Source organism: Pseudomonas sp. SbOxS1 (assembly GCF_013416725.1).
GTDB lineage: Bacteria > Pseudomonadota > Gammaproteobacteria > Pseudomonadales > Pseudomonadaceae > Aquipseudomonas.
The window spans coordinates 99,960-120,046 of record NZ_JAAVXC010000004.1 but is presented as its reverse complement, the minus strand read 5'-3'; the positions used below and the strand labels follow the sequence as shown (position 1 = coordinate 120,046).

Genomic DNA, 20,087 nt, shown 5'->3' with positions numbered 1-20,087 from the left:
TCGACGATGCGAATTTCTACAGCCCAGTACTTTGAGACGAGTGCGGCCAAGTACCAGAACAACTTCTCCTCGATTGTGAAGACTCAGGAGCAGATCACGTCGGGCGTGCGGATCCAGAGTGCCGGTGATGATCCTGTCGGTGCTGCGCAGTTGCTGATGTTGCAGCAGCAGAAGGAGATGTTGGGGCAGTACAGCAACAACATGGGCAGTATCAAGAATTCGCTGATGAACGAAGAGAGCGTGCTCGATGGCGTCAACACGGCGCTGCAGCGTGCTCGTGAGTTGGCCCTGAGTGCCGGTGATGGCAGCAAGAGCGACGCCGACCGCAAATCGATTGCCGAAGAGTTGGGCGAGATTGAAGCCAACGTGTTGAGTTTGCTCAACAGCAAGGATTCGGCAGGCAACTACATGTTTTCCGGCTCGAAAACCTCGACGCCGCCTTACGTGCGCAACAACGACGGCACCTACTCGTATCAGGGCGACGATACCCAGTTGAGCCTGCAGGTGTCGGATACCTTGTCCATCGCCACCAATGACACCGGTAAAAGCGTCCTCGAATCGGCGATCAACTCCGGGCGTACCCAGGCCGTACTCGATCCGTCGAAACCCAACGACGGGACTGTTTCGGTATCGGCAGGGTTGTTGAAGTCGAGCGCGGCGTACACCAAGGACTTTGCTGCCGGTGAACCCTACGAGCTGAAGTTCGTGGACAGTACGCACTACACCATCGCGGATAAAGACGGTAATGACGTCACTGCCGAAGTTTCCGGTAACGGTACTTTCGATTCGAAGAAAGAAGGTGGTTCGACCATCAGCCTGCGCGGTGTGGAGTTCGATATCACGCTGCGACTCAAAGCGCCCCTGGATCCGGTGACCAACCTGCCGATGACGCCCGACGCAGAGGTCAAGGACCATATTTTCTCATTGGGCACCAAGCCTGACTCCTTCAATGCCTCCCGCACCCCGAGCAATGGCTCGACGGCTCAGGTCACGGGTTCTGGCGTGACTGACCAGGCGGCTTACGTCAGCGGATTCCCCAACAGTGGCGTGGTCATTAAATTTACCGACGCTACCAATTACAAAGTGTATGCCCAGCCTATGGGCGCAGACAGCAAGTCGATCGCCGAGGGTGTGTTAGCGGGGGGATCGATCACGGTAGCGGGGGTGAAGCTTGATTTCACTGGCGCCCCGGGGGCGGACGATCAGTTCGTGGTGGGTGCCAGCAGCCATCAGACCCAGAGTGCCCTCGACACGTTGAGTCAGTTGCGCCAGACGCTGGAAACCCCTTCCGATGGCAACGACCTGGCACAGATCAAGCTCAAGGATGCATTGAATTCGGCCGTCAGCAACCTGGCCAATGCCAGCGAACAGGTGCTGACCGTACGCGGCGCGATTGGCGCACGCCTGAACTCGGTCGATATCCAGACCTCTGAAAACATCAGTCTGGGATTGTCGAATAGCAGCACTCAGGCCGCCATTGGTAACACCGATGTGGCGACGGCCTCCATAGACCTGGCTTTTCAGCAATCGTTGTTGCAAGCCTCACAACTGGCCTTCGTGAAGATTGCCCAGTTGAGCCTGTTCAACAAGCTTTGATCCCCTTCGATTGCCGGTATCTCTGATGCCGGCAACGCCTCGTCTGTCTGTAATTTGCTTTTCGACCCGCTCACTGGTGTATTTTTCGTCCTCCTTCAGGCGGTTGAGCGCTTGTTTGTGGCTGGATGTTTTGCGCAAGGCACGCATAATGCGTGACCTGCGAGTCATGAAGTGCATCTTCACTGTATTGTGTCAAAAAGGATGGGCAGGGGGTCGACCCTTGCCAGGCGTGTTTTCAGGGTTTCTGGAGCGTCTGTGCCGTATTTTTTTCGCTCGGTGAAATCCAGTATTGTCGTACCGTTCGGTCATGCGAGCGGTGATCTCCAGCTATCTAGTATTGGGAAGCCACAATGATTGGCATAAAAAGCATTGCCAGCTACGTGCCAGCGAGTGGGCTGGATAACTATGCTCAGGGTGCGAAGTTCGAGAAGGATGAAGAGTTCATCCTCGGGAAAATCGGTTCGGCGTTCCTGCCGCGCAAGGACGTTGAACAGGAAACCTCGGACCTGTGTGTCGAAGCGGCCAATGCGTTGTTCGCCAACAACCCTCAGCTCGACCGTCAATCCATCGACGTGCTGATCGTCGTCACCCAGAACGGCGACGAAGAAGGCCTGCCGCACACGTCGGCGATCGTCCAGGACAAACTGGGCCTGTCGACCAACGTCGCCGCTTTCGACATCTCCCTGGGGTGCTCCGGTTACGTCTACGGTATCTATGCAATCAAGGGCTTCATGGAAGCTGCCGGGCTGAAAAACGGCCTGCTGATCACCGCAGACCCGTATTCGAAGATCGTCGACCCGGAAGACCGCAACACCACCATGCTGTTCGGTGATGCCGCCACCGCCACCTGGATGGGCGAAGACGCCATCTGGCAGCTGGGCAAGGCCAAGTTCGGCACCGACGGCTCCGGTGCTCCGCATCTGAAGGTGACTGACGGTGTGTTCTTCATGAACGGGCGTCAGGTGTTCAACTTCGCCCTGCTCAAGGTGCCGGCGCACTTGCACGAATTGCTCAATCAGTCAGGCCTCACGTCCCAGGACATCGATGCCTTCTGCATTCACCAGGGCAGTGCGGCCATCGTCGATGCCGTGGCGCGCCGCTTTGAGAGCGAGCCGGAGAAGTTCATCAAGGACATGGTCGAGACCGGCAACACCGTGTCTTCGAGCATTCCGCTGTTGCTGGAAAAGCACATGTTCGACTCCAGCTGGAAGCGCGTAGCGATCAGTGGTTTTGGTGTGGGCCTGTCCTGGGGCTCGGCGCTGATCCATCGCACCTGACGCGTCAGTTAAATAACGCCAAAAAAAACGCCCATGGCCGCAAGGTCATGGGCGTTTTTGCATTTTGGGCGTGGATCCAAGGCCTTGAAATGCAAGGGATGGCACGGTGCTAGTAAAAATATTCAAAAAAGCGCTCAAGCAACCTGCTTTCACGACGATAACTATTACGAAGGTTCTCTAGGCCACACCCGGCGGTTGCCAGGGCCGGAAGCCGCAGCACCCAACCAACGAGGAATTCGTCATGGCTTTATCTGTTAATACCAACATCACCTCCCTGGGCGTTCAGAAAAACCTGAACAAGGCTTCCGATGCCCTGAGCAACTCGATGAATCGTCTGTCTTCCGGCCTGAAAATCAACAGCGCCAAAGACGACGCTGCTGGCATGCAGATCGCCAACCGTCTGAACAACCAGGTCAAAGGCCTGAACGTTGCCATCGCTAACGCCAACAACGGTGTTTCGATCGCCCAGACCGCTGAAGGCGCCATGCAGGAATCCACCAACACCCTGCAGCGTCTGCGTGAACTCGCCCTGCAAGCGGCGAACGGTGATAAATCCGACGCTGACCGTGTTTCCCTGCAACAAGAATTCACCGCTAAAGTCGGCGAACTGAACCGTATCGCCAGCACCACCACCTTCGGTGGTCGTAACCTGCTGGATGGTTCGTTTAGCAACGTAGGCTTCCAGATCGGCGCCAACGCCAACGAAACCATTTCGTTCGGTATGACCGACATCAGCTCGACTGCGCTGAAAGGTAACTACAGCGAAGCTTCGGTTGACAGTACCGCGATGAAAGGCCTGGCAGCTACTGCTACCGGTTCCGTATTGGGCGATAAGGCCACTGTGGCAGGCACGGGCCCTGGTGCTACCCTTGCTACCGACGAGCTGGTTATCAACGGCGTTACAGTTAAATTGACCGCCGCTGGTACCGCGGCTCTTGCTGGTCCTGCTGCTGTAACTGAGATCAACAAAGTAACAGCTCAGACCGGTGTTACTGCTCGCTCCGATGCTGCTGGCAAGGTGACCCTGACGTCGAAGAGTGACATTACTCTTGCTGCCTCTGCCAATGGTGCAGCCACTGCCGGCTTGACCTCGCTCGGCCTGGCTGCTGGTACTCAAGCAGCTGTACCGACCACCACCGCCAGCACCATGGACGCAACCGGCGGCATCACTGTCAACGGCACTGCTGTGACTTGGGCTGCCACTGACACCTTGGCGACCGTTCTGACGGCCCTCGAAACCGCTGCGGGCGGCACTGCTAATGGTGCTAAGGCTGAACTCGCTGACGGTCGTATCAAGCTGACCTCGGGTAATGGCGCCGATATCAAGCTGGCTAACACCTCCAGCGGCTCGCTGTCGCAATTGGGTCTGTCGGCTGGTACCACTCAAGCCAAACTGACCGCAGATACTTCGATCGACCTGAACGGCGTTGAAGTCAAGTTCAAGAAAGGTGATACCTCTGACGCGATCGTTGCTTCGATCAACAGCGCCAGCACCGGCGTAATGGCCAGCAAAAACGCTGACGGCACCTTGAACCTGTTCGCCGACAAAGACATCACTGTCAAAGACGGCAGCGCCGGTACTGGTCTGGCTGCACTGGGTCTGACCACTGTTGCTGCCAATGGCACCAAGAAAGCCACCACCATGGAAACCAGCGTTTCCGACCTGAACATCCTGAGTGCCGCTTCTTCGCAGCAGGCCATTCAGGCACTGGACGGCGCCCTGCAGCAGATCGACAGCCAGCGTTCCCAGCTGGGTGCGGTACAAAACCGTTTCGCCAGCACCGTAGCCAACCTGCAGAGCATTTCGCAGAACTCCACCGCCGCCAAAGGCCGTGTAGAAGACGCTGACTTCGCTTCTGAAGCGGCTGAGCTGACCAAGCAACAAACCCTGCAACAGGCTTCCACCGCGATCCTGTCCCAGGCTAACCAACTGCCATCCGCTGTTCTGAAGCTGCTTCAGTAATCCCGGTATCGGTTGAATAACGGAAGGGCGCGTTTACGTGCCCTTTCGTTTTTTTCAGTTTTGAGGTGATGACATGGATATGAGCATCAAGCTGAACGCGCATTACCCTGCTGGTACAACCCAGGCCACCCATACCTCTGCCACTCAGGCACCGCCTGTGGTTGAGAAAGAGCCGGCAGCAGCTGAAGAAAGCCAGCGTGTGGCGCTGGAAAAAGCGGTAACCGATATTCGCGAGTTCGTTCAGTCGACTCAGCGCAACCTCGATTTTTCCATCGATGACTCGACCGGCATGGTCGTGGTCAAGGTGGTTGCCACCGAAAGTGGTGAAGTGATCCGACAGATTCCATCGGAGACGGCGCTCAAGCTTGCGCAAAACCTGAGTGATGCCAGCAGCCTGCTGTTTGATACCAAAGCCTGAGCTGGCATGAAATGTGTTTCTGACTGCCGCTACGGCAGTATTCGCCAATAAAGCGGCAGCCACAGGACAAGGAGAACACCCATGGCAAGTTCAACGATTTCCGGCCCGGGTTCAGGCTACGACACCCAAGCCATCGTCAAGGCATTGGTGGGGGCTGAAAAGGCGCCTAAACAAGCCCAGATCACCGATCAGCAAAAAACCACGACGATTCAATTGTCGGCTGTCGGCGCGGTGAAAAGTGCGCTGGAGGCTTACCAGGCGGCAATCGCCAAGTTGAACAACGTGGCCGCGTTCAACGGCCTGGCTGCTACTTCGTCCGAAGATAAAAATGTCAAGGTCACCCTGGGTGATGGCGCCTCCAGCGGCAAGTACGTGGTGGTCGTCAACGAGCTGGCGACGTCGTCGAAAGTCACCAGCAAGGTGTTCACGGGTGGGGCTTCGGGTTCTGCCAACTCCACCGATGAAGCGCAGACCTTGACCATCAACCAGTCGGGCAAGAGCTACGACGTACTGGTGCCTGGTGGTGCGACCCTGCAGGAAGTGCGTGAATCGATTAATACCCAGCTTTCGGCCCAGGGCATCAGTGCCAACGTCTTGAGCGATGCGAACGGCGCGCGCCTGGTGATCGGCTCGAATACCACGGGCGTGGACACCGACATCACCCTCAGTGGTGACTCGGAACTGGCCCAGGGTTATGACGCGGGGACGCCAGCGCAAAATGCCAAGTACACCATCGACGGTATCGCGATGGAGTCCACCAGCAACAATGTCACTTCCGCCATCAGCGGGGTGTCACTGGAACTGTTGGCCAAGGACAAGGACAAATCGATCACCATCAGCGTGGCGAGCAACACCGACACGCTGAAAACCTCGGTCCAGTCCTTCGTCACGGCCTACAACGCGTTGATGACCAGCATCAATACCCAGACCAAGGTCACCGCCACCGGCGACGCATCGACCACCACCGCGGGCGCCTTGACCGGTGATGCATCGATGCGTCAGTTGGTCAACAATCTGCGTAGCGAGCTGGTGAGTGGTTCGGGTGCGGGTACGATCAGCAGCCTGGCACAGATGGGCATTACCACCGACCAGAAAACCGGTCTGCTGAGCCTGGATGACAAGACATGGGACAAAGCGGTGGTCAAGGGCGCCAGTGATATTGCCAAGATGTTTACCGGTGATACTGGCCTGGTGACCCGCATGACCAAGGCGACGGCCTCGTATGTCGGCACGACCGGTTCGCTGGCTGGCCGGGTGACCGACCTCAACGAAAAGTTGACCGACCTCACCACCCAGCAGGCAGAGCTGGATCGACGCATGGAAAGCCTGCAGACCTCCCTGACCGCCAAGTACACGGCCATGGACACCCTGATCGCCCAGCTCAACGCCAGCAGCTCCAGCATCATGACCACCCTCAACTCGCTGAATAATCCGAAATCGGATTAATTAATCGTGGGTGGGGACCTGGGCCTGCGGGCCCGGATTAAAGTTTTTCGTGACGCAGTCGACAAACTTGATATTGAGCAGTGTCCGACTGCGGCCGGTAACGAGGTAGAAACATGAATCCGATGAAAGCCCTTCGCGCGTACCAGAAGGTCAACTCCCACGCGCAGATCTCCGAGGCCAGCCCTCATCGTCTGATCCAGATGCTGTATGAAGGCGGCCTCGATCGCCTGGCGCAAGCAAAAGGTGCGATCGCTCGCGGTGATATCGCGCAAAAGTGCCTGATGATCACCAAGTCAATCGACATCATCACCGGTCTGCGCCAGGGCCTGCATGAAGAGAAGGCTGAAGATCCGGCCTCGATTCAGCAACTGGACAGTTTGTATGAGTACATGAACTCGCAACTGCTGAAGGCAAACGTCAGCAGCGATCCAGAAATCATCGACGAAGTCGTCCGCCTGCTGACCACCTTGAAAAGTGGTTGGGACGCGATTGCGCCGCAATAGGCCTGAAGGTCTGAGGGTGATGCCATGAGCCAAGCACTGCAACGGATCGAACAAACCCGCGAAGCGCTGATCTATGCGCTGGCCGAGCGTAACTGGGATGCAATCGGTGAGCTGGATTCGGCCTGCCGCGAATGCGTCGACGAAGTGCTCGCTGAGGCCCCCATCGACGAAGAAGCGCTGCGCGCCAATCTGGAGAGCCTGCTGGCGGTGTACAAAGATTTATTGACGGTGACGATGGGCGAGCGTCAGGCAATAGTCGATGAGATGTCGCAGATCAACCAAGCGAAGAGCGCCGCAAAGGTTTACCATCTGTTTGGTTAATTAATTGCTGCTTAATCCGTGCTTGTTGCGCCATAAATTTGACTGTGAACGGTTTTTTGACTTTACTAGTGGCTGTTTCCAGATTTCAGGCGTCTACAGGCATTAACGGTCTGCAAGCGTCTAGCTTGCCCACTCATTTCGGGCACCGGGTCGACTAGGGAAGTTACGATTGCATGTGGCGTGAAACCAAAATTCTGCTGATCGATGACGATAGCGTCCGCCGCCGCGACCTGGCGGTGATTTTAAATTTTCTTGGCGAAGAAAATTTACCCTGCGGTAGCCACGACTGGCAGCAGGCTGTCGTCTCTTTGTCGTCTAGTCGTGAAGTGATCTGTGTCCTCATCGGGACGGTCAATGCTCCGGGCTCGCTTCAGGGCTTGCTTAAGACACTCTCGACATGGGATGAGTTCCTTCCGATTTTGCTGATGGGCGATAATTCTTCCATCGACCTGCCGGAAGACCAGCGTCGCCGTGTGCTTTCGACCCTCGAAATGCCACCCAGCTACAGCAAGTTGCTCGATTCGCTGCACCGTGCCCAGGTCTATCGCGAGATGTACGACCAGGCCCGCGAGCGCGGTCGGCATCGCGAACCCAATCTGTTCCGCAGCCTCGTCGGCACCAGCCGGGCGATCCAGCATGTGCGCCAGATGATGCAGCAAGTGGCCGACACCGATGCCAGCGTGCTGATCCTCGGTGAGTCCGGGACCGGCAAGGAAGTGGTCGCGCGCAACCTGCATTACCACTCCAAGCGCCGCGAGGCACCGTTCGTGCCGGTCAATTGCGGGGCGATTCCGGCCGAGCTGCTGGAAAGCGAATTGTTCGGCCATGAGAAGGGCGCGTTCACCGGAGCGATCACTAGCCGCGCCGGGCGTTTCGAGCTGGCCAATGGCGGCACGCTGTTCCTCGACGAAATCGGCGACATGCCACTGCCGATGCAGGTCAAGCTGCTGCGCGTGTTGCAGGAGCGTACGTTTGAGCGCGTGGGCAGCAACAAGACCCAGAGCGTCGATGTGCGCATCATCGCGGCGACCCACAAGAATCTCGAAAGCATGATCGAGATCGGCACCTTCCGCGAAGACCTGTACTACCGCCTGAACGTGTTCCCGATCGAGATGGCGCCGCTGCGCGAACGTGTCGAAGACATTCCGTTGCTGATGAACGAGTTGATCTCGCGCATGGAGCACGAGAAGCGCGGTTCGATCCGCTTCAACTCCGCGGCCATCATGTCGCTGTGCCGTCACGGTTGGCCGGGCAACGTCCGCGAGCTGGCCAACCTGGTGGAGCGCATGGCGATCATGCATCCGTACGGGGTGATCGGCGTGGTCGAGCTTCCGAAGAAATTCCGCTACGTCGACGACGAAGACGAGCAAATGGTCGACACCCTGCGCAGTGATCTCGAAGAGCGGGTGGCAATCAACGGCCATACCCCGGACTTCACCACTCACGCCATGCTGCCGCCTGAAGGCCTGGACCTGAAGGATTACCTGGGTGGCCTGGAGCAAGGCCTGATCCAGCAGGCGCTGGATGACGCCAACGGCATTGTCGCGCGCGCCGCCGAACGCCTGCGCATCCGCCGTACCACGCTGGTGGAGAAAATGCGCAAGTACGGCATGAGCAGGCGTGACGGAGATGAGCAGGCGGATGATTGACGCCTGTTTTTCAACTAGTTCATTTTCAAGCGGTTTTTTTTAGGCACGGGTATTGCTACATCCCTCGCAACGTTCCGTTTCACTGACGGTCAGCCAAGCGAGAGAGCACGCCATGCCCCCATCCGCCAAGATGTCTCCTGCTCCAGATGCCCTGGGGCAATCGTCGTCGGTAGAGCAGGCGAGCCGGCTTGGCCTTGAGCAGGCGTTTGCCCTGTTCAACCAGATGTCGAGCCAATTGACCTCCTCCTACAGCATGCTCGAAGCCCGGGTGACCGAGCTCAAGGGGGAGTTGGCGGTGGTCAGCGCCCAGCGCATGCAGGAACTGGCGGAGAAAGAGCGCCTGGCCAATCGCCTGCAACATCTGCTCGACCTTTTGCCTGGTGGCATCATCGTCATTGACGCCCAGGGTATCGTGCGCGAAGCCAACCCGGCGGCGTGCGAACTGCTCGGCCTGCCCCTCGAAGGTGAGCTGTGGCGGGTGGTCATTGCCCGTTGCTTTGCACCCCGTGAAGACGACGGTCATGAAGTCTCCCTCAAGGATGGTCGGCGCCTGTCGATTGCCACGCGTTCGCTGGATGCCGAACCCGGGCAGCTGGTGCTGCTCAACGACCTGACCGAGACCCGTCATCTGCAAGATCAACTGGCGCGCCACGAGCGCCTGTCTTCCCTGGGGCGCATGGTGGCGTCGCTGGCGCATCAGATTCGCACGCCGTTATCCGCAGCCTTGCTCTACGCCAGTCACTTGACCGAGCAGGCGCTGCCGGTGGACACCCAGCAACGCTTTGCCGGTCGGCTCAAGGAGCGCTTGCATGAGCTGGAGCATCAGGTGCGCGACATGCTGGTGTTTGCCCGCGGCGAACTGCCGTTGACCGACCGTGTGACGCCGGCGCAGCTGATGCAATCCCTGCAGGCGGCGGCCTTGACGCATGTGCAGGACCTGCCGATTCGCTGGCAATGCGATGCCCATGCCGGCGAACTGCTGTGCAATCGCGACACCCTGGTCGGTGCGGTCCTCAATCTGATCGAGAACGCCATTCAGGCCAGCGCCGCCGATGTGCGCTTGAAGGTGCACCTGTACACCCGTGGCAACAACCTGCGGTTGTGCGTCAGCGACAGCGGCAGTGGTATCGACGGTGCGGTGCTGGCGCGTCTGGGGGAGCCGTTTTTTACCACCAAGGCCACCGGGACCGGCCTGGGCCTGACCGTGGTCAAGGCGGTCGCGCGGGCGCACCAGGGCGAGTTGCGGTTGCGCTCGCGGATCGGTCGCGGCACCTGTGCGCAGGTGCTCCTGCCGCTTTTTGACAGTGAAAAACCCGGCACCCAGGGAGTGGAGTGAGGCTCATGGCTATCAAGGTTCTACTGGTCGAGGATGACCGCGCGTTGCGCGAAGCGCTGGCAGACACGCTGTTGCTCGCCGGCCACGATTACAAGGCCGTGGCGTCGGCGCAGGAAGCCCTGGCAGCTGCGGCGGACGAGGCGTTCAACCTGGTGGTCAGCGACGTCAACATGCCGGGCATGGATGGTCATCAATTGCTCGCTTTGCTGCGGGCACGACAGCCGCAACTGCCGGTGTTGCTGATGACGGCGCACGGTGCCGTCGAGCGCGCGGTGGATGCGATGCGCCAGGGCGCGGCGGATTACCTGGTCAAGCCGTTCGAGCCCAAGGCGCTGCTGGACCTGGTCGCACGGCATGCGCTGGGCCGTATCGGCAGTACCGATCATGAAGGGCCTGTAGCATTCGAGCCGGCCAGTGCGCAGTTGCTGGAATTGGCCGCGCGGGTGGCGCGCAGTGATTCCACGGTGCTGATCTCCGGAGAGTCCGGCACCGGCAAGGAGGTGCTGGCGCGCTACATTCACCAACATTCTCATCGGGCCAGTCAGCCGTTCATTGCGATCAACTGCGCGGCGATTCCGGACAACATGCTGGAGGCCACGCTCTTCGGTCACGAAAAGGGCTCGTTCACCGGCGCTATCGCGGCGCAGGCCGGCAAGTTCGAACAGGCCGATGGCGGGACAATCCTGCTCGATGAAATCTCCGAAATGCCCCTGGGCCTGCAGGCCAAATTGCTGCGGGTGCTGCAAGAGCGCGAGGTTGAGCGAGTGGGTGGGCGCAAGCCGATAGCCCTGGATATCCGCGTGGTCGCGACCACCAACCGGGACCTGGCGGGTGAGGTGGCGGCGGGGCGTTTCCGTGAAGACCTGTACTATCGCCTGTCGGTATTCCCCCTGGCCTGGCGGCCTTTGCGCGAGCGTACCGCCGATATCCTGCCGTTGGCCGAGCGACTGTTAGCCAAGCACGTCAATAAAATGAAGCATGCGGCGGCAAGGCTTTCGCCCGCGGCCCAGGCGTGCCTGATCGCCTATCCGTGGCCGGGCAATGTGCGTGAGCTGGACAATGCGCTGCAGCGCGCGCTGATCCTGCAGCAGGGCGGCATCATCGAACCGCAGGATTTCTGCCTGAGCGGACCGATCGCTTGCGCGCCGTTGCCGTCGGTAGCGACGCCAGTGGTGGTGGTCGAGGCCGAGTCTGGTGGAGCGCTGGGCGACGATCTGCGGCGCCGCGAGTTCCAGATGATCATCGACACCTTGCGCACCGAGCGCGGTCGCCGCAAAGAGGCCGCCGAGCGCCTGGGCATCAGCCCGCGCACCTTGCGCTACAAGCTGGCGCAGATGCGCGATGCCGGCATGGATGTGGAAGCGTATTTGTTTGCCACCTGACGCGGCAATGCAGCCCTTGTAGGAGCTGGCTTGCCAGCGAAGAGGCCCTAGAGATTTGCACCGCTTTCATGGACGCCTTCGCCGGCAAGCCGGCTCCCACAATGGAGCGTTTGATGCAAGGCCCTTTTGTTTGAGGTGGGCGCGGAGCTGGCACCCTTGTTGCTAACACCTCGTTACCCGCTGAGTGAGCGTCAAAAAATTGCGGGCCGCCAGAGAGAATAGAGCATGAGCCAAGGTATTGAATTCAATCGATTGATGCTGGATATGCGCGCCATGCAAATGGACGCCATGTCTGCGCCGAAATCGACTGCCGCCGTCCCTGAAGTGAATGGCAGCAGCTTTGCCGACATGCTCGGTCAGGCCGTCAACAAGGTCAACGACACCCAGCAGGCTTCCACTGCGTTGGCCAATGCCTTCGAGATCGGCAAGAGCGGTGTCGACCTCACGGACGTGATGATTTCCTCGCAGAAGGCCAGTGTGTCTTTCCAGGCATTGACCCAGGTGCGCAACAAGCTGGTTCAGGCGTACCAGGACATCATGCAGATGCCGGTTTAAGGACGAGATTGAGTCATGGCAGATGCAATCGCTGACAATGTTCCGGCCAAGGCCAACTCCGTAGACGGCAAGCCGCCGCTGTTCGGGTTGTCCTTCCTGGAAAACCTCTCCGAGATGACCATGCTGCGCCAGGTGGGCCTGATGGTCGGCCTGGCCGCGAGCGTGGCGATTGGCTTTGCCGTGGTGTTGTGGTCCCAGCAGCCGGACTACCGTCCATTGTACGGTAGCCTTGCCGGCATGGACGCCAAGCAGGTGATGGATACCCTGGCTGCCGCCGATATCGCCTATAGCGTCGAACCCAATTCCGGTGCCTTGCTGGTCAAGGCCGAAGACCTGTCCCGTGCGCGCCTCAAGCTCGCGGGCGCTGGTGTCACTCCCAGCGACGGCAACATCGGTTTTGAGATCCTCGACAAGGAACAGGGCCTGGGTACCAGTCAGTTCATGGAAGCGACCCGTTATCGTCGCGGCCTTGAAGGCGAACTGGCGCGCACCATTTCCAGCCTGAACAACGTCAAGGGTGCCCGCGTGCACCTGGCGATCCCGAAAAGTTCGGTGTTCGTGCGCGATGAGCGCAAGCCGAGCGCTTCGGTGTTGGTCGAGCTGTATTCCGGGCGTTCGCTGGAGCCGGGCCAGGTCGTGGCCATCGTCAATCTGGTGGCGACCAGCGTTCCGGAACTGAGCAAATCGCAGATCACCGTCGTCGACCAGAAAGGCAACCTGCTGTCCGATCAGGCGGAAAACTCCGAACTGACCATGGCCGGCAAGCAATTCGATTACAGCCGCCGCATGGAGAGCATGCTCACCCAGCGCGTGCACAATATTCTGCAACCGGTGCTGGGCAACGACCGCTACAAGGCTGAAGTCTCGGCCGATGTCGACTTCAGCGCCGTCGAGTCCACCTCCGAACAATTCAACCCGGACCAGCCGGCGTTGCGAAGCGAGCAGTCGGTCAACGAACAGCGTACCGCCAGCAACGGACCACAAGGTGTGCCGGGTGCCCTGAGCAACCAGCCACCGTCGCCAGCCTCGGCGCCGCAAACCACCGGTGGCGCCACCGCGTCGGCCGGCATGGTGCAGCCTGGCCAGCCATTGCTCGATGCCAACGGCCAGCAAGTCATGGACCCGGCCACCGGCCAGCCAATGCTCGCACCGTATCCGGCGGACAAGCGCCAGCAATCGACCAAGAACTTTGAGCTCGACCGCTCCATCAGCCACACCAAGCAACAGCAGGGTCGATTGAATCGCCTGTCGGTCTCGGTGGTGGTCGATGACCAGGTCAAGATCAACCCGGCCAACGGCGAAACCACCCGTGCGCCGTGGACTGCCGATGAATTGGCGCGTTTCACCCGCCTGGTCCAGGATGCGGTCGGTTTCGATGCCAGCCGAGGCGACAGCGTCAGCGTGATCAACATGCCGTTCTCCGCCGAGCGCGGTGAAGTGATTGCCGATATTCCGTTCTACTCCCAACCGTGGTTCTGGGACATCGTCAAGCAACTGCTGGGCGTCCTGTTCATTCTGGTGCTGGTGTTCGGTGTGTTGCGCCCTGTGCTCAACAACATCACCGGTGGCGGCAAGGGCAAGCAGCTGGCGGGTATCGGCAGCGACGTCGAGCTCGGTGGCATGGGCGGCCTGGACGGCGAGCTGGGCAACGACCGTATCAGCCTCGGTGGCCCGACCAGCATCCTGCTGCCGAGCCCGAGCGAAGGCTATGACGCGCAGTTGAACGCAATCAAGAGCCTGGTGGCAGAAGATCCGGGTCGTGTCGCCCAGGTCGTGAAAGAGTGGATTAACGCAGATGAGTGATAACCGAGCCATTGCCGCCAAACTGAGCAAGGTCGACAAAGCCGCGATCCTGCTGCTGTCGCTGGGCTCGACCGACGCTGCCCAGGTGTTGCGCCACATGGGGCCCAAAGAGGTCCAGCGTGTCGGCGTGGCCATGGCGCAGATGGGTAACGTGCACCGCGAGCAGGTCGAGCAGGTGATGAGCGAGTTCGTCGACATCGTCGGCGACCAGACCAGCCTGGGCGTCGGTTCCGATGACTACGTGCGCAAAATGCTCACCCAGGCCCTGGGCGAAGACAAGGCCAACGGCCTGATCGATCGTATCCTGCTGGGCGGCAATACCAGCGGCCTGGACAGCCTGAAGTGGATGGAACCGCGCGCGGTCGCCGACGTGATTCGCTACGAGCACCCACAGATCCAGGCGATCGTGGTGGCGTACCTCGATCCGGATCAGGCCGGTGAAGTGTTGGGCAACTTCGACCACAAGGTGCGCCTGGACATCATCCTGCGGGTTTCCTCGCTCAACACCGTGCAGCCTGCAGCCCTCAAGGAACTCAACCAGATTCTCGAGAAGCAGTTCTCCGGCAACTCCAATGCTTCGCGCACCAACCTGGGCGGCATCAAGCGCGCGGCAGACATCATGAACTTCCTCGACAGCTCGATCGAAGGCCAGCTCATGGACTCGATCCGCGAAGTCGATGAAGACCTCTCCGGTCAGATCGAAGACCTCATGTTCGTGTTCAACAACCTGGCCGATGTTGACGACCGCGGTATCCAGGCGTTGCTGCGTGAAGTGTCCTCCGACGTGCTGGTGCTGGCCCTCAAGGGCTCGGACGAAAGCGTCAAGGAGAAGATCTTCAAGAACATGTCCAAGCGTGCGGCCGAGCTGTTGCGCGACGATCTCGAGGCCAAGGGCCCGGTGCGCGTCAGCGATGTGGAAACCGCGCAGAAAGAAATCCTCACCATTGCCCGTCGCATGGCCGAGGCGGGCGAAATCGTGCTCGGCGGCAAGGGCGGCGAGGAAATGATCTAACGCCATGGCCAAGAACGATGAGCAGCCCTCTGACCTGATCCGGGCCAGGGATGTCAGTGGGTTCGATACCTGGGCGCTGCCCAGCTTCGATCCGCCGGCCCCCGAGCCTGAGCCCGAGCCCGAACCCGAGCCGCCGGAAATGGAGGAAGTGCCGCTGGAGGAAGTCCAGCCACTGACCCTCGAGGAACTCGAGAGCATTCGCCAGGAAGCCTACAACGAAGGCTTCGCGGTGGGCGAGAAGGAAGGGTTCCATAGCACCACGCTCAAGGTTCGTCAGGAAGCTGAAGTGGCGTTGTCGGCCAAGATCGCCGCCCTTGATAAATTGATGGCGCAGCTGTTCGAGCCCATCGCCGAACAAGACACCCAGATTGAAAAGGCCCTGGTCGAACTCGTGCGGCACATGACCAAACAGGTGATTCAGCGCGAACTGGCGATGGATTCGACACAGATCGAGCACGTCATGCGCGAAGCCCTCAAGCTGTTGCCGTTGGGCGTTAACAACGTGCGACTGTACATCAATCCGCAGGATTTCGCCCAGGTCAAAGCCCTGCGCGAGCGGCATGAGGAAACCTGGCGCATCGTCGAGGACGAGGCGCTGTTGCCCGGTGGTTGCCGGGTCGAAACCGAACACAGCCGCATCGACGCCACAGTCGAAACTCGTGTCGCGCAGGTGATGGACAAGCTGTTCGACCAGCTTCACGAACAAGCCTTGCACCCGGCGGCGGCGGATTTGAGCATCGAGTTGTCCGGCGCAAGCAAACCCGTGGCGGCTCCCGATGCGCCTTGAACGCACCAGTTTCGCCAAGCGCCTGGGCAGTTATGCCGGGGCGATCGAACTGGCAGGCGCTCCGATCCTCGAAGGCCGCCTGCTGCGCATGGTCGGCCTGACCCTCGAGGCCGAGGGTTTGCGCGCGGCCATGGGCAGCCGCTGCATGGTCATCAACGATGACAGTTACCATCCGGTGCAGGTCGAAGCCGAAGTCATGGGCTTTTCCGGCAGCAAGGTCTTCCTGATGCCGGTGGGCAGCGTGGCTGGCATCGCCCCCGGTGCCCGGGTGGTTCCCTTGTCCGACAGCGGTCGCTTGCCGATGGGCATGAGCATGCTCGGGCGCGTACTCGACGGTGCTGGCCGCGCCCTGGACGGCAAGGGCGGGATGAAGGCCGAAGACTGGGTGCCTATGGACGGCCCGACCATCAACCCACTCAAGCGCGAGCCGATCAGCGAGCCCCTGGATGTGGGCATTCGTTGCATCAACGGCATGTTGACGGTCGGGCGCGGTCAGCGGCTCGGGTTGTTCGCCGGTACGGGCGTCGGTAAATCCGTACTCCTGGGGATGATGACGCGCTTCACCGAGGCCGACATCATCGTCGTCGGCCTGATCGGCGAGCGGGGTCGTGAGGTCAAGGAGTTCATCGAGCACATCCTCGGCGAAGAAGGGCTCAAGCGCTCGGTGGTGGTGGCGTCGCCCGCCGACGATGCGCCGCTGATGCGCCTGCGGGCCGCCATGTACTGCACGCGCATTGCCGAGTATTTCCGCGACAAGGGCAAGAACGTCCTGCTGCTGATGGATTCGCTGACCCGTTTCGCCCAGGCCCAGCGGGAAATCGCCCTGGCCATCGGCGAACCGCCGGCGACCAAGGGTTATCCGCCCTCGGTGTTCGCCAAGCTGCCGAAACTGGTGGAGCGCGCGGGCAATGCCGAGAAGGGCGGTGGTTCGATCACCGCGTTCTATACCGTGCTGTCCGAAGGCGACGACCAGCAGGATCCGATCGCCGACTCGGCGCGGGGCGTGCTCGACGGGCACATCGTACTGTCGCGGCGCCTGGCCGAGGAAGGCCATTACCCGGCCATCGACATCGAGGCCTCCATCAGCCGGGTCATGCCGGCGGTGGTGTCGCCCGAACACATGACCCGGGCGCAGTACTTCAAGCAGTTGTGGTCGCGCTATCAGCAAAGTCGCGACCTGATCAGCGTCGGCGCCTATGTGGCCGGCGGTGACCGCGAGACCGACCTGGCAATTTCCCTGCAGCCGCAACTGGTAAAATACCTGCGCCAGGGCCTCAACGACAGCATCAGCCTGGGCGAAAGCGAAGCGTATCTCGCCTCGATCTTCGCGCCCGCGGCGGGCGGTTAACCGGCCATGGCCCAGACTCGGGCGGGCCGCCTGGCCCCCGTGGTGGAAATGGCCGAGAAGGCCGAGAAAACCGCGGTCCAGCGCCTGGGGCACTTCCAGGGGCAGGTGCGACTGGCCGAAAGCAAACTGGCCGACCTCGAGGCCTTTCGGCTCGACTATCAGGAGCAGTGGATCGTACGCGGCAGCAGCGGCGTGTCCGGCCAATGGTTGCTGGGGTACCAGGGTTTCCTCGCGCAGTTGGGCACGGCCATCGATCAACAGCGGCAAAGCCTGGCTTGGCACCAGAACAATCTGAACAAGGCGCGGGATACCTGGCAGCAGGCGTTCGCCCGGGTCGAAGGCTTGCGTAAGCTGGTACAGCGCTACCAGGACGAAGCGCGGGCGCTGGAGGACAAGCGCGAGCAGAAGCTGCTGGATGAATTGTCCCAGCGGTTGCCGCGGCATGATGCGTATTAATTATCCGCGTCATCGTTCTCGCTTTGTAGGAGCCAGGCTTGCCGGCGAACAAGACGCCGCGGTGTATCTGCAGCAACGCGTCATCGTTCTTCGCGGGCAAGCCTCGCTCCTACAGGCGAACAATCCCACAGGCACCGAAATTTGCTACCTTGCCCCAACCTCTACCAAATGCTAAACCTTGTACAAGCATTCTTACCAACGACAAGGAAGCCATGACATGTCAGTCGTTACGGAAGTCTCCCCGGATGGGCAAAAGTTGACGATATCGGTCAAGGGACGATTCGATTTCGCCAAGCATCAGGAATTTCGTCAATCCTACGAAGACAAGGCGCTCGCGGAAGTCGTCGTCGACTTGAAAGAAGCCACCTACCTCGACAGTTCCGCCCTGGGCATGTTGCTGCTGTTGCGTGATCACGCTGGCGGCGACGATTCCGATATCCGCGTGGTCAACAGCAGTTGTGACGTGAGGAAAATCCTCGCCATTTCCAACTTCGACAAGCTGTTCGACATCAGTTGACCAGCGTGCAACCGGCACTCGAATCGCTGATGATCCTGATCGCCGAAGATAGCGCGGCCGACCGTATGCTGCTGTCGAGCATCGTCCGCCGCCAGGGGCATCAAGTGCTGACGGCCGCCAACGGCGCCGAAGCGGTTGACGTGTTTCGCCAGCAACGCCCGCAGCTGGTATTGATGGACGCGATGATGCCGGTGATGGACGGCTTCGAGGCCGCTGCGCAAATCAAGGAATTGGCCGGGGAAACCCTGGTGCCGATCATCTTCCTCACCTCGCTGTCGGAAAGCCAGGCGCTGGCCCGCTGCCTGGAGGTCGGGGGTGACGATTTTCTGGCAAAACCCTACAACCAGGTGATCCTCGCCGCCAAAATCAAGGCGATGGACCGCTTGCGGCGCCTGCAGGCCACCGTCGTGCAGCAGCGCGACCAGATCGCCAGGCACCATGAGTATTTGCTTAACGAGCAGCGCGTGGCCAAGGCGGTGTTCGACAAGGTGGCCCATTCCGGCTGCCTGAATGCACCCAATATCCGCTACCTGCAATCGCCCTACGCATTGTTCAACGGCGACTTGCTGTTGGCCGCGTTCACCCCGGCAGGGGACATGCATGTCCTGCTCGGTGATTTCACCGGCCATGGCCTGCCCGCCGCCGTGGGTGCCATGCCCCTGGCCGAAGTCTTCTACGGCATGACCGCCAAGGGTTACGGCCTGGCGGAAACCCTGCGCGAGATGAACGCCAAGCTCAAGCGCATCCTGCCGGTGGACATGTTCTGCTGCGCCACGATGCTGTGCCTGAGTTTCCAGAGCCGCTCGGTGGAGGTCTGGAATGGCGGCATGCCGGACGGTTACCTGCACAGCGTCACCAGCGGGACGCGAACGGAACTGACGGCGCGGCATCTACCGTTGGGCGTGCTGAGCCCGCAAACTTTCGATGATCGCACCGAAGTGTTTCCGATGGCCGTGGGTGATCGGGTGTTCCTGTTGTCCGACGGCGTGATCGATACCTGCGATGCCGATGAACAGCTGTTCGGTGTGCAGCGGTTGCAGCAGGTATTTGCTGCCAATCGTCAGCCCGACACCTTGTTCGAGGACATCGAGCAGGCGCTGCGAGACTTTCGCGGTGAGGCACGCGACGACGTCAGCATGGTCGAGGTCAGCCTGCCTGCGCCCGCGCAGACGAATGCGCCGGTGCCGGTGTATTCCGACAGCGGCCAGTCCTGCCCCCTGGATTGGTCGGCCACTTTCGAGTTTCGCGGCGCAACGCTCAAACGCTTCAATCCATTGCCCTACCTCTTGCAATTGCTACAGGAAGTGCACGGTCTGCGGGCTCAGAGCGGGGCGCTCTACAGTGTTCTGGCGGAGTTGTACTCCAACGCCCTGGAGCATGGCGTTCTGGGGCTGGACTCCAGCCTCAAGCGCGATGTGTCGGGTTTCACCCGCTACTATCAACAACGCAATGCACGTCTGGACGAGCTGCAGGACGGTTATGTCCGGGTGCATTTGCAGGTCACGCCGGACGGCGAGGGCGGGTGCCTGGTGATTCGTGTCGAGGACAGCGGCAAGGGATTCGATGTCGGACGGGTGCTGGAGCGTCCCGTCGATCCTGTCCGTCTGTCCGGGCGCGGCGTCAGTTTGATCCGTCAGCTGGGGCAGAACGCAAGCTGGTCCGACGATGGACGAAGTGCCCGCGTGGAGTTTCTCTGGAAGGCTCTGGCATAATCCGTA

18 protein-coding genes are annotated in these 20,087 nt (G+C 60.3%); all 18 read left to right on the top strand.

Annotated elements, in window-relative coordinates:
* Positions 1-6 precede the first annotated feature (6 nt).
* On the top strand, positions 7-1,596 hold the full coding sequence (locus HFK74_RS06780; RefSeq protein ID WP_180202860.1) for a flagellar hook-associated protein 3: 1,590 nt from the start codon (positions 7-9) through the stop codon (positions 1,594-1,596).
* Between the two features lie 350 nt (positions 1,597-1,946).
* Positions 1,947-2,873 carry a ketoacyl-ACP synthase III gene (locus tag HFK74_RS06775; RefSeq protein WP_020796943.1) on the top strand — a complete coding sequence of 309 codons (927 nt, stop codon included), beginning with the start codon at positions 1,947-1,949 and terminating at the stop codon, positions 2,871-2,873.
* 241 nt (positions 2,874-3,114) lie between these two features.
* Positions 3,115-4,836 carry a flagellin gene (locus HFK74_RS06770; protein WP_180202859.1) on the top strand — a complete coding sequence of 574 codons (1,722 nt, stop codon included), beginning with the start codon at positions 3,115-3,117 and terminating at the stop codon, positions 4,834-4,836.
* A 73-nt stretch (positions 4,837-4,909) separates the two neighbouring features.
* A complete protein-coding gene (locus tag HFK74_RS06765) occupies positions 4,910-5,254 on the top strand; it encodes a flagellar protein FlaG (RefSeq protein ID WP_180202858.1) in 345 nt (114 codons plus the stop codon).
* A gap of 81 nt (positions 5,255-5,335) precedes the next feature.
* Entirely contained in the window at positions 5,336-6,700 is a 1,365-nt protein-coding gene (gene fliD, locus HFK74_RS06760) for a flagellar filament capping protein FliD (RefSeq protein WP_180202857.1), read from the top strand.
* Positions 6,701-6,813: 113 nt separating this feature from the next.
* Positions 6,814-7,203, top strand: coding sequence for a flagellar export chaperone FliS (gene fliS, locus HFK74_RS06755; protein ID WP_180202856.1), 390 nt, complete (start codon positions 6,814-6,816; stop codon positions 7,201-7,203).
* Between the two features lie 24 nt (positions 7,204-7,227).
* The gene (fliT, locus tag HFK74_RS06750; protein WP_180202855.1) at positions 7,228-7,524 is read left to right on the top strand and encodes a flagellar protein FliT; all 297 of its coding nucleotides are present in this window, start codon (positions 7,228-7,230) and stop codon (positions 7,522-7,524) included.
* 173 nt (positions 7,525-7,697) lie between these two features.
* On the top strand, positions 7,698-9,173 hold the full coding sequence (locus tag HFK74_RS06745) for a sigma-54 dependent transcriptional regulator (protein WP_008058586.1): 1,476 nt from the start codon (positions 7,698-7,700) through the stop codon (positions 9,171-9,173).
* Between the two features lie 130 nt (positions 9,174-9,303).
* On the top strand, positions 9,304-10,509 hold the full coding sequence (locus HFK74_RS06740) for a PAS domain-containing sensor histidine kinase (protein WP_180203301.1): 1,206 nt from the start codon (positions 9,304-9,306) through the stop codon (positions 10,507-10,509).
* A gap of 5 nt (positions 10,510-10,514) precedes the next feature.
* Positions 10,515-11,891: a sigma-54 dependent transcriptional regulator gene (locus HFK74_RS06735; protein WP_180202854.1), complete on the top strand. Its 1,377-nt coding sequence runs from the start codon at positions 10,515-10,517 to the stop codon at positions 11,889-11,891.
* A gap of 225 nt (positions 11,892-12,116) precedes the next feature.
* Positions 12,117-12,446 carry a flagellar hook-basal body complex protein FliE gene (gene fliE / locus HFK74_RS06730; protein WP_180202853.1) on the top strand — a complete coding sequence of 110 codons (330 nt, stop codon included), beginning with the start codon at positions 12,117-12,119 and terminating at the stop codon, positions 12,444-12,446.
* A 15-nt stretch (positions 12,447-12,461) separates the two neighbouring features.
* Positions 12,462-14,249, top strand: coding sequence for a flagellar basal-body MS-ring/collar protein FliF (gene fliF / locus HFK74_RS06725; protein WP_180202852.1), 1,788 nt, complete (start codon positions 12,462-12,464; stop codon positions 14,247-14,249).
* Positions 14,242-15,261: a flagellar motor switch protein FliG gene (gene fliG, locus HFK74_RS06720; protein WP_180202851.1), complete on the top strand. Its 1,020-nt coding sequence runs from the start codon at positions 14,242-14,244 to the stop codon at positions 15,259-15,261. The genes fliF and fliG overlap by 8 nt, the downstream gene beginning before the upstream one ends.
* Before the next feature lie 4 nt (positions 15,262-15,265).
* The gene (fliH, locus tag HFK74_RS06715) at positions 15,266-16,048 is read left to right on the top strand and encodes a flagellar assembly protein FliH (RefSeq protein ID WP_180202850.1); all 783 of its coding nucleotides are present in this window, start codon (positions 15,266-15,268) and stop codon (positions 16,046-16,048) included.
* Complete coding sequence (gene fliI, locus HFK74_RS06710; protein WP_008058601.1) at positions 16,038-17,396, top strand: flagellar protein export ATPase FliI; 1,359 nt, start codon at positions 16,038-16,040, stop codon at positions 17,394-17,396. Before fliH ends, fliI begins: the two co-directional genes overlap by 11 nt.
* A gap of 6 nt (positions 17,397-17,402) precedes the next feature.
* Complete coding sequence (fliJ, locus tag HFK74_RS06705; protein WP_042955322.1) at positions 17,403-17,852, top strand: flagellar export protein FliJ; 450 nt, start codon at positions 17,403-17,405, stop codon at positions 17,850-17,852.
* Between the two features lie 217 nt (positions 17,853-18,069).
* Positions 18,070-18,369, top strand: a complete 300-nt coding sequence (locus HFK74_RS06700) for an STAS domain-containing protein (RefSeq protein ID WP_180202849.1) — start codon at positions 18,070-18,072, stop codon at positions 18,367-18,369.
* 5 nt (positions 18,370-18,374) lie between these two features.
* Positions 18,375-20,081 carry a fused response regulator/phosphatase gene (locus HFK74_RS06695; protein ID WP_180202848.1) on the top strand — a complete coding sequence of 569 codons (1,707 nt, stop codon included), beginning with the start codon at positions 18,375-18,377 and terminating at the stop codon, positions 20,079-20,081.
* The last annotated feature ends 6 nt before the right edge of the window (positions 20,082-20,087 follow it).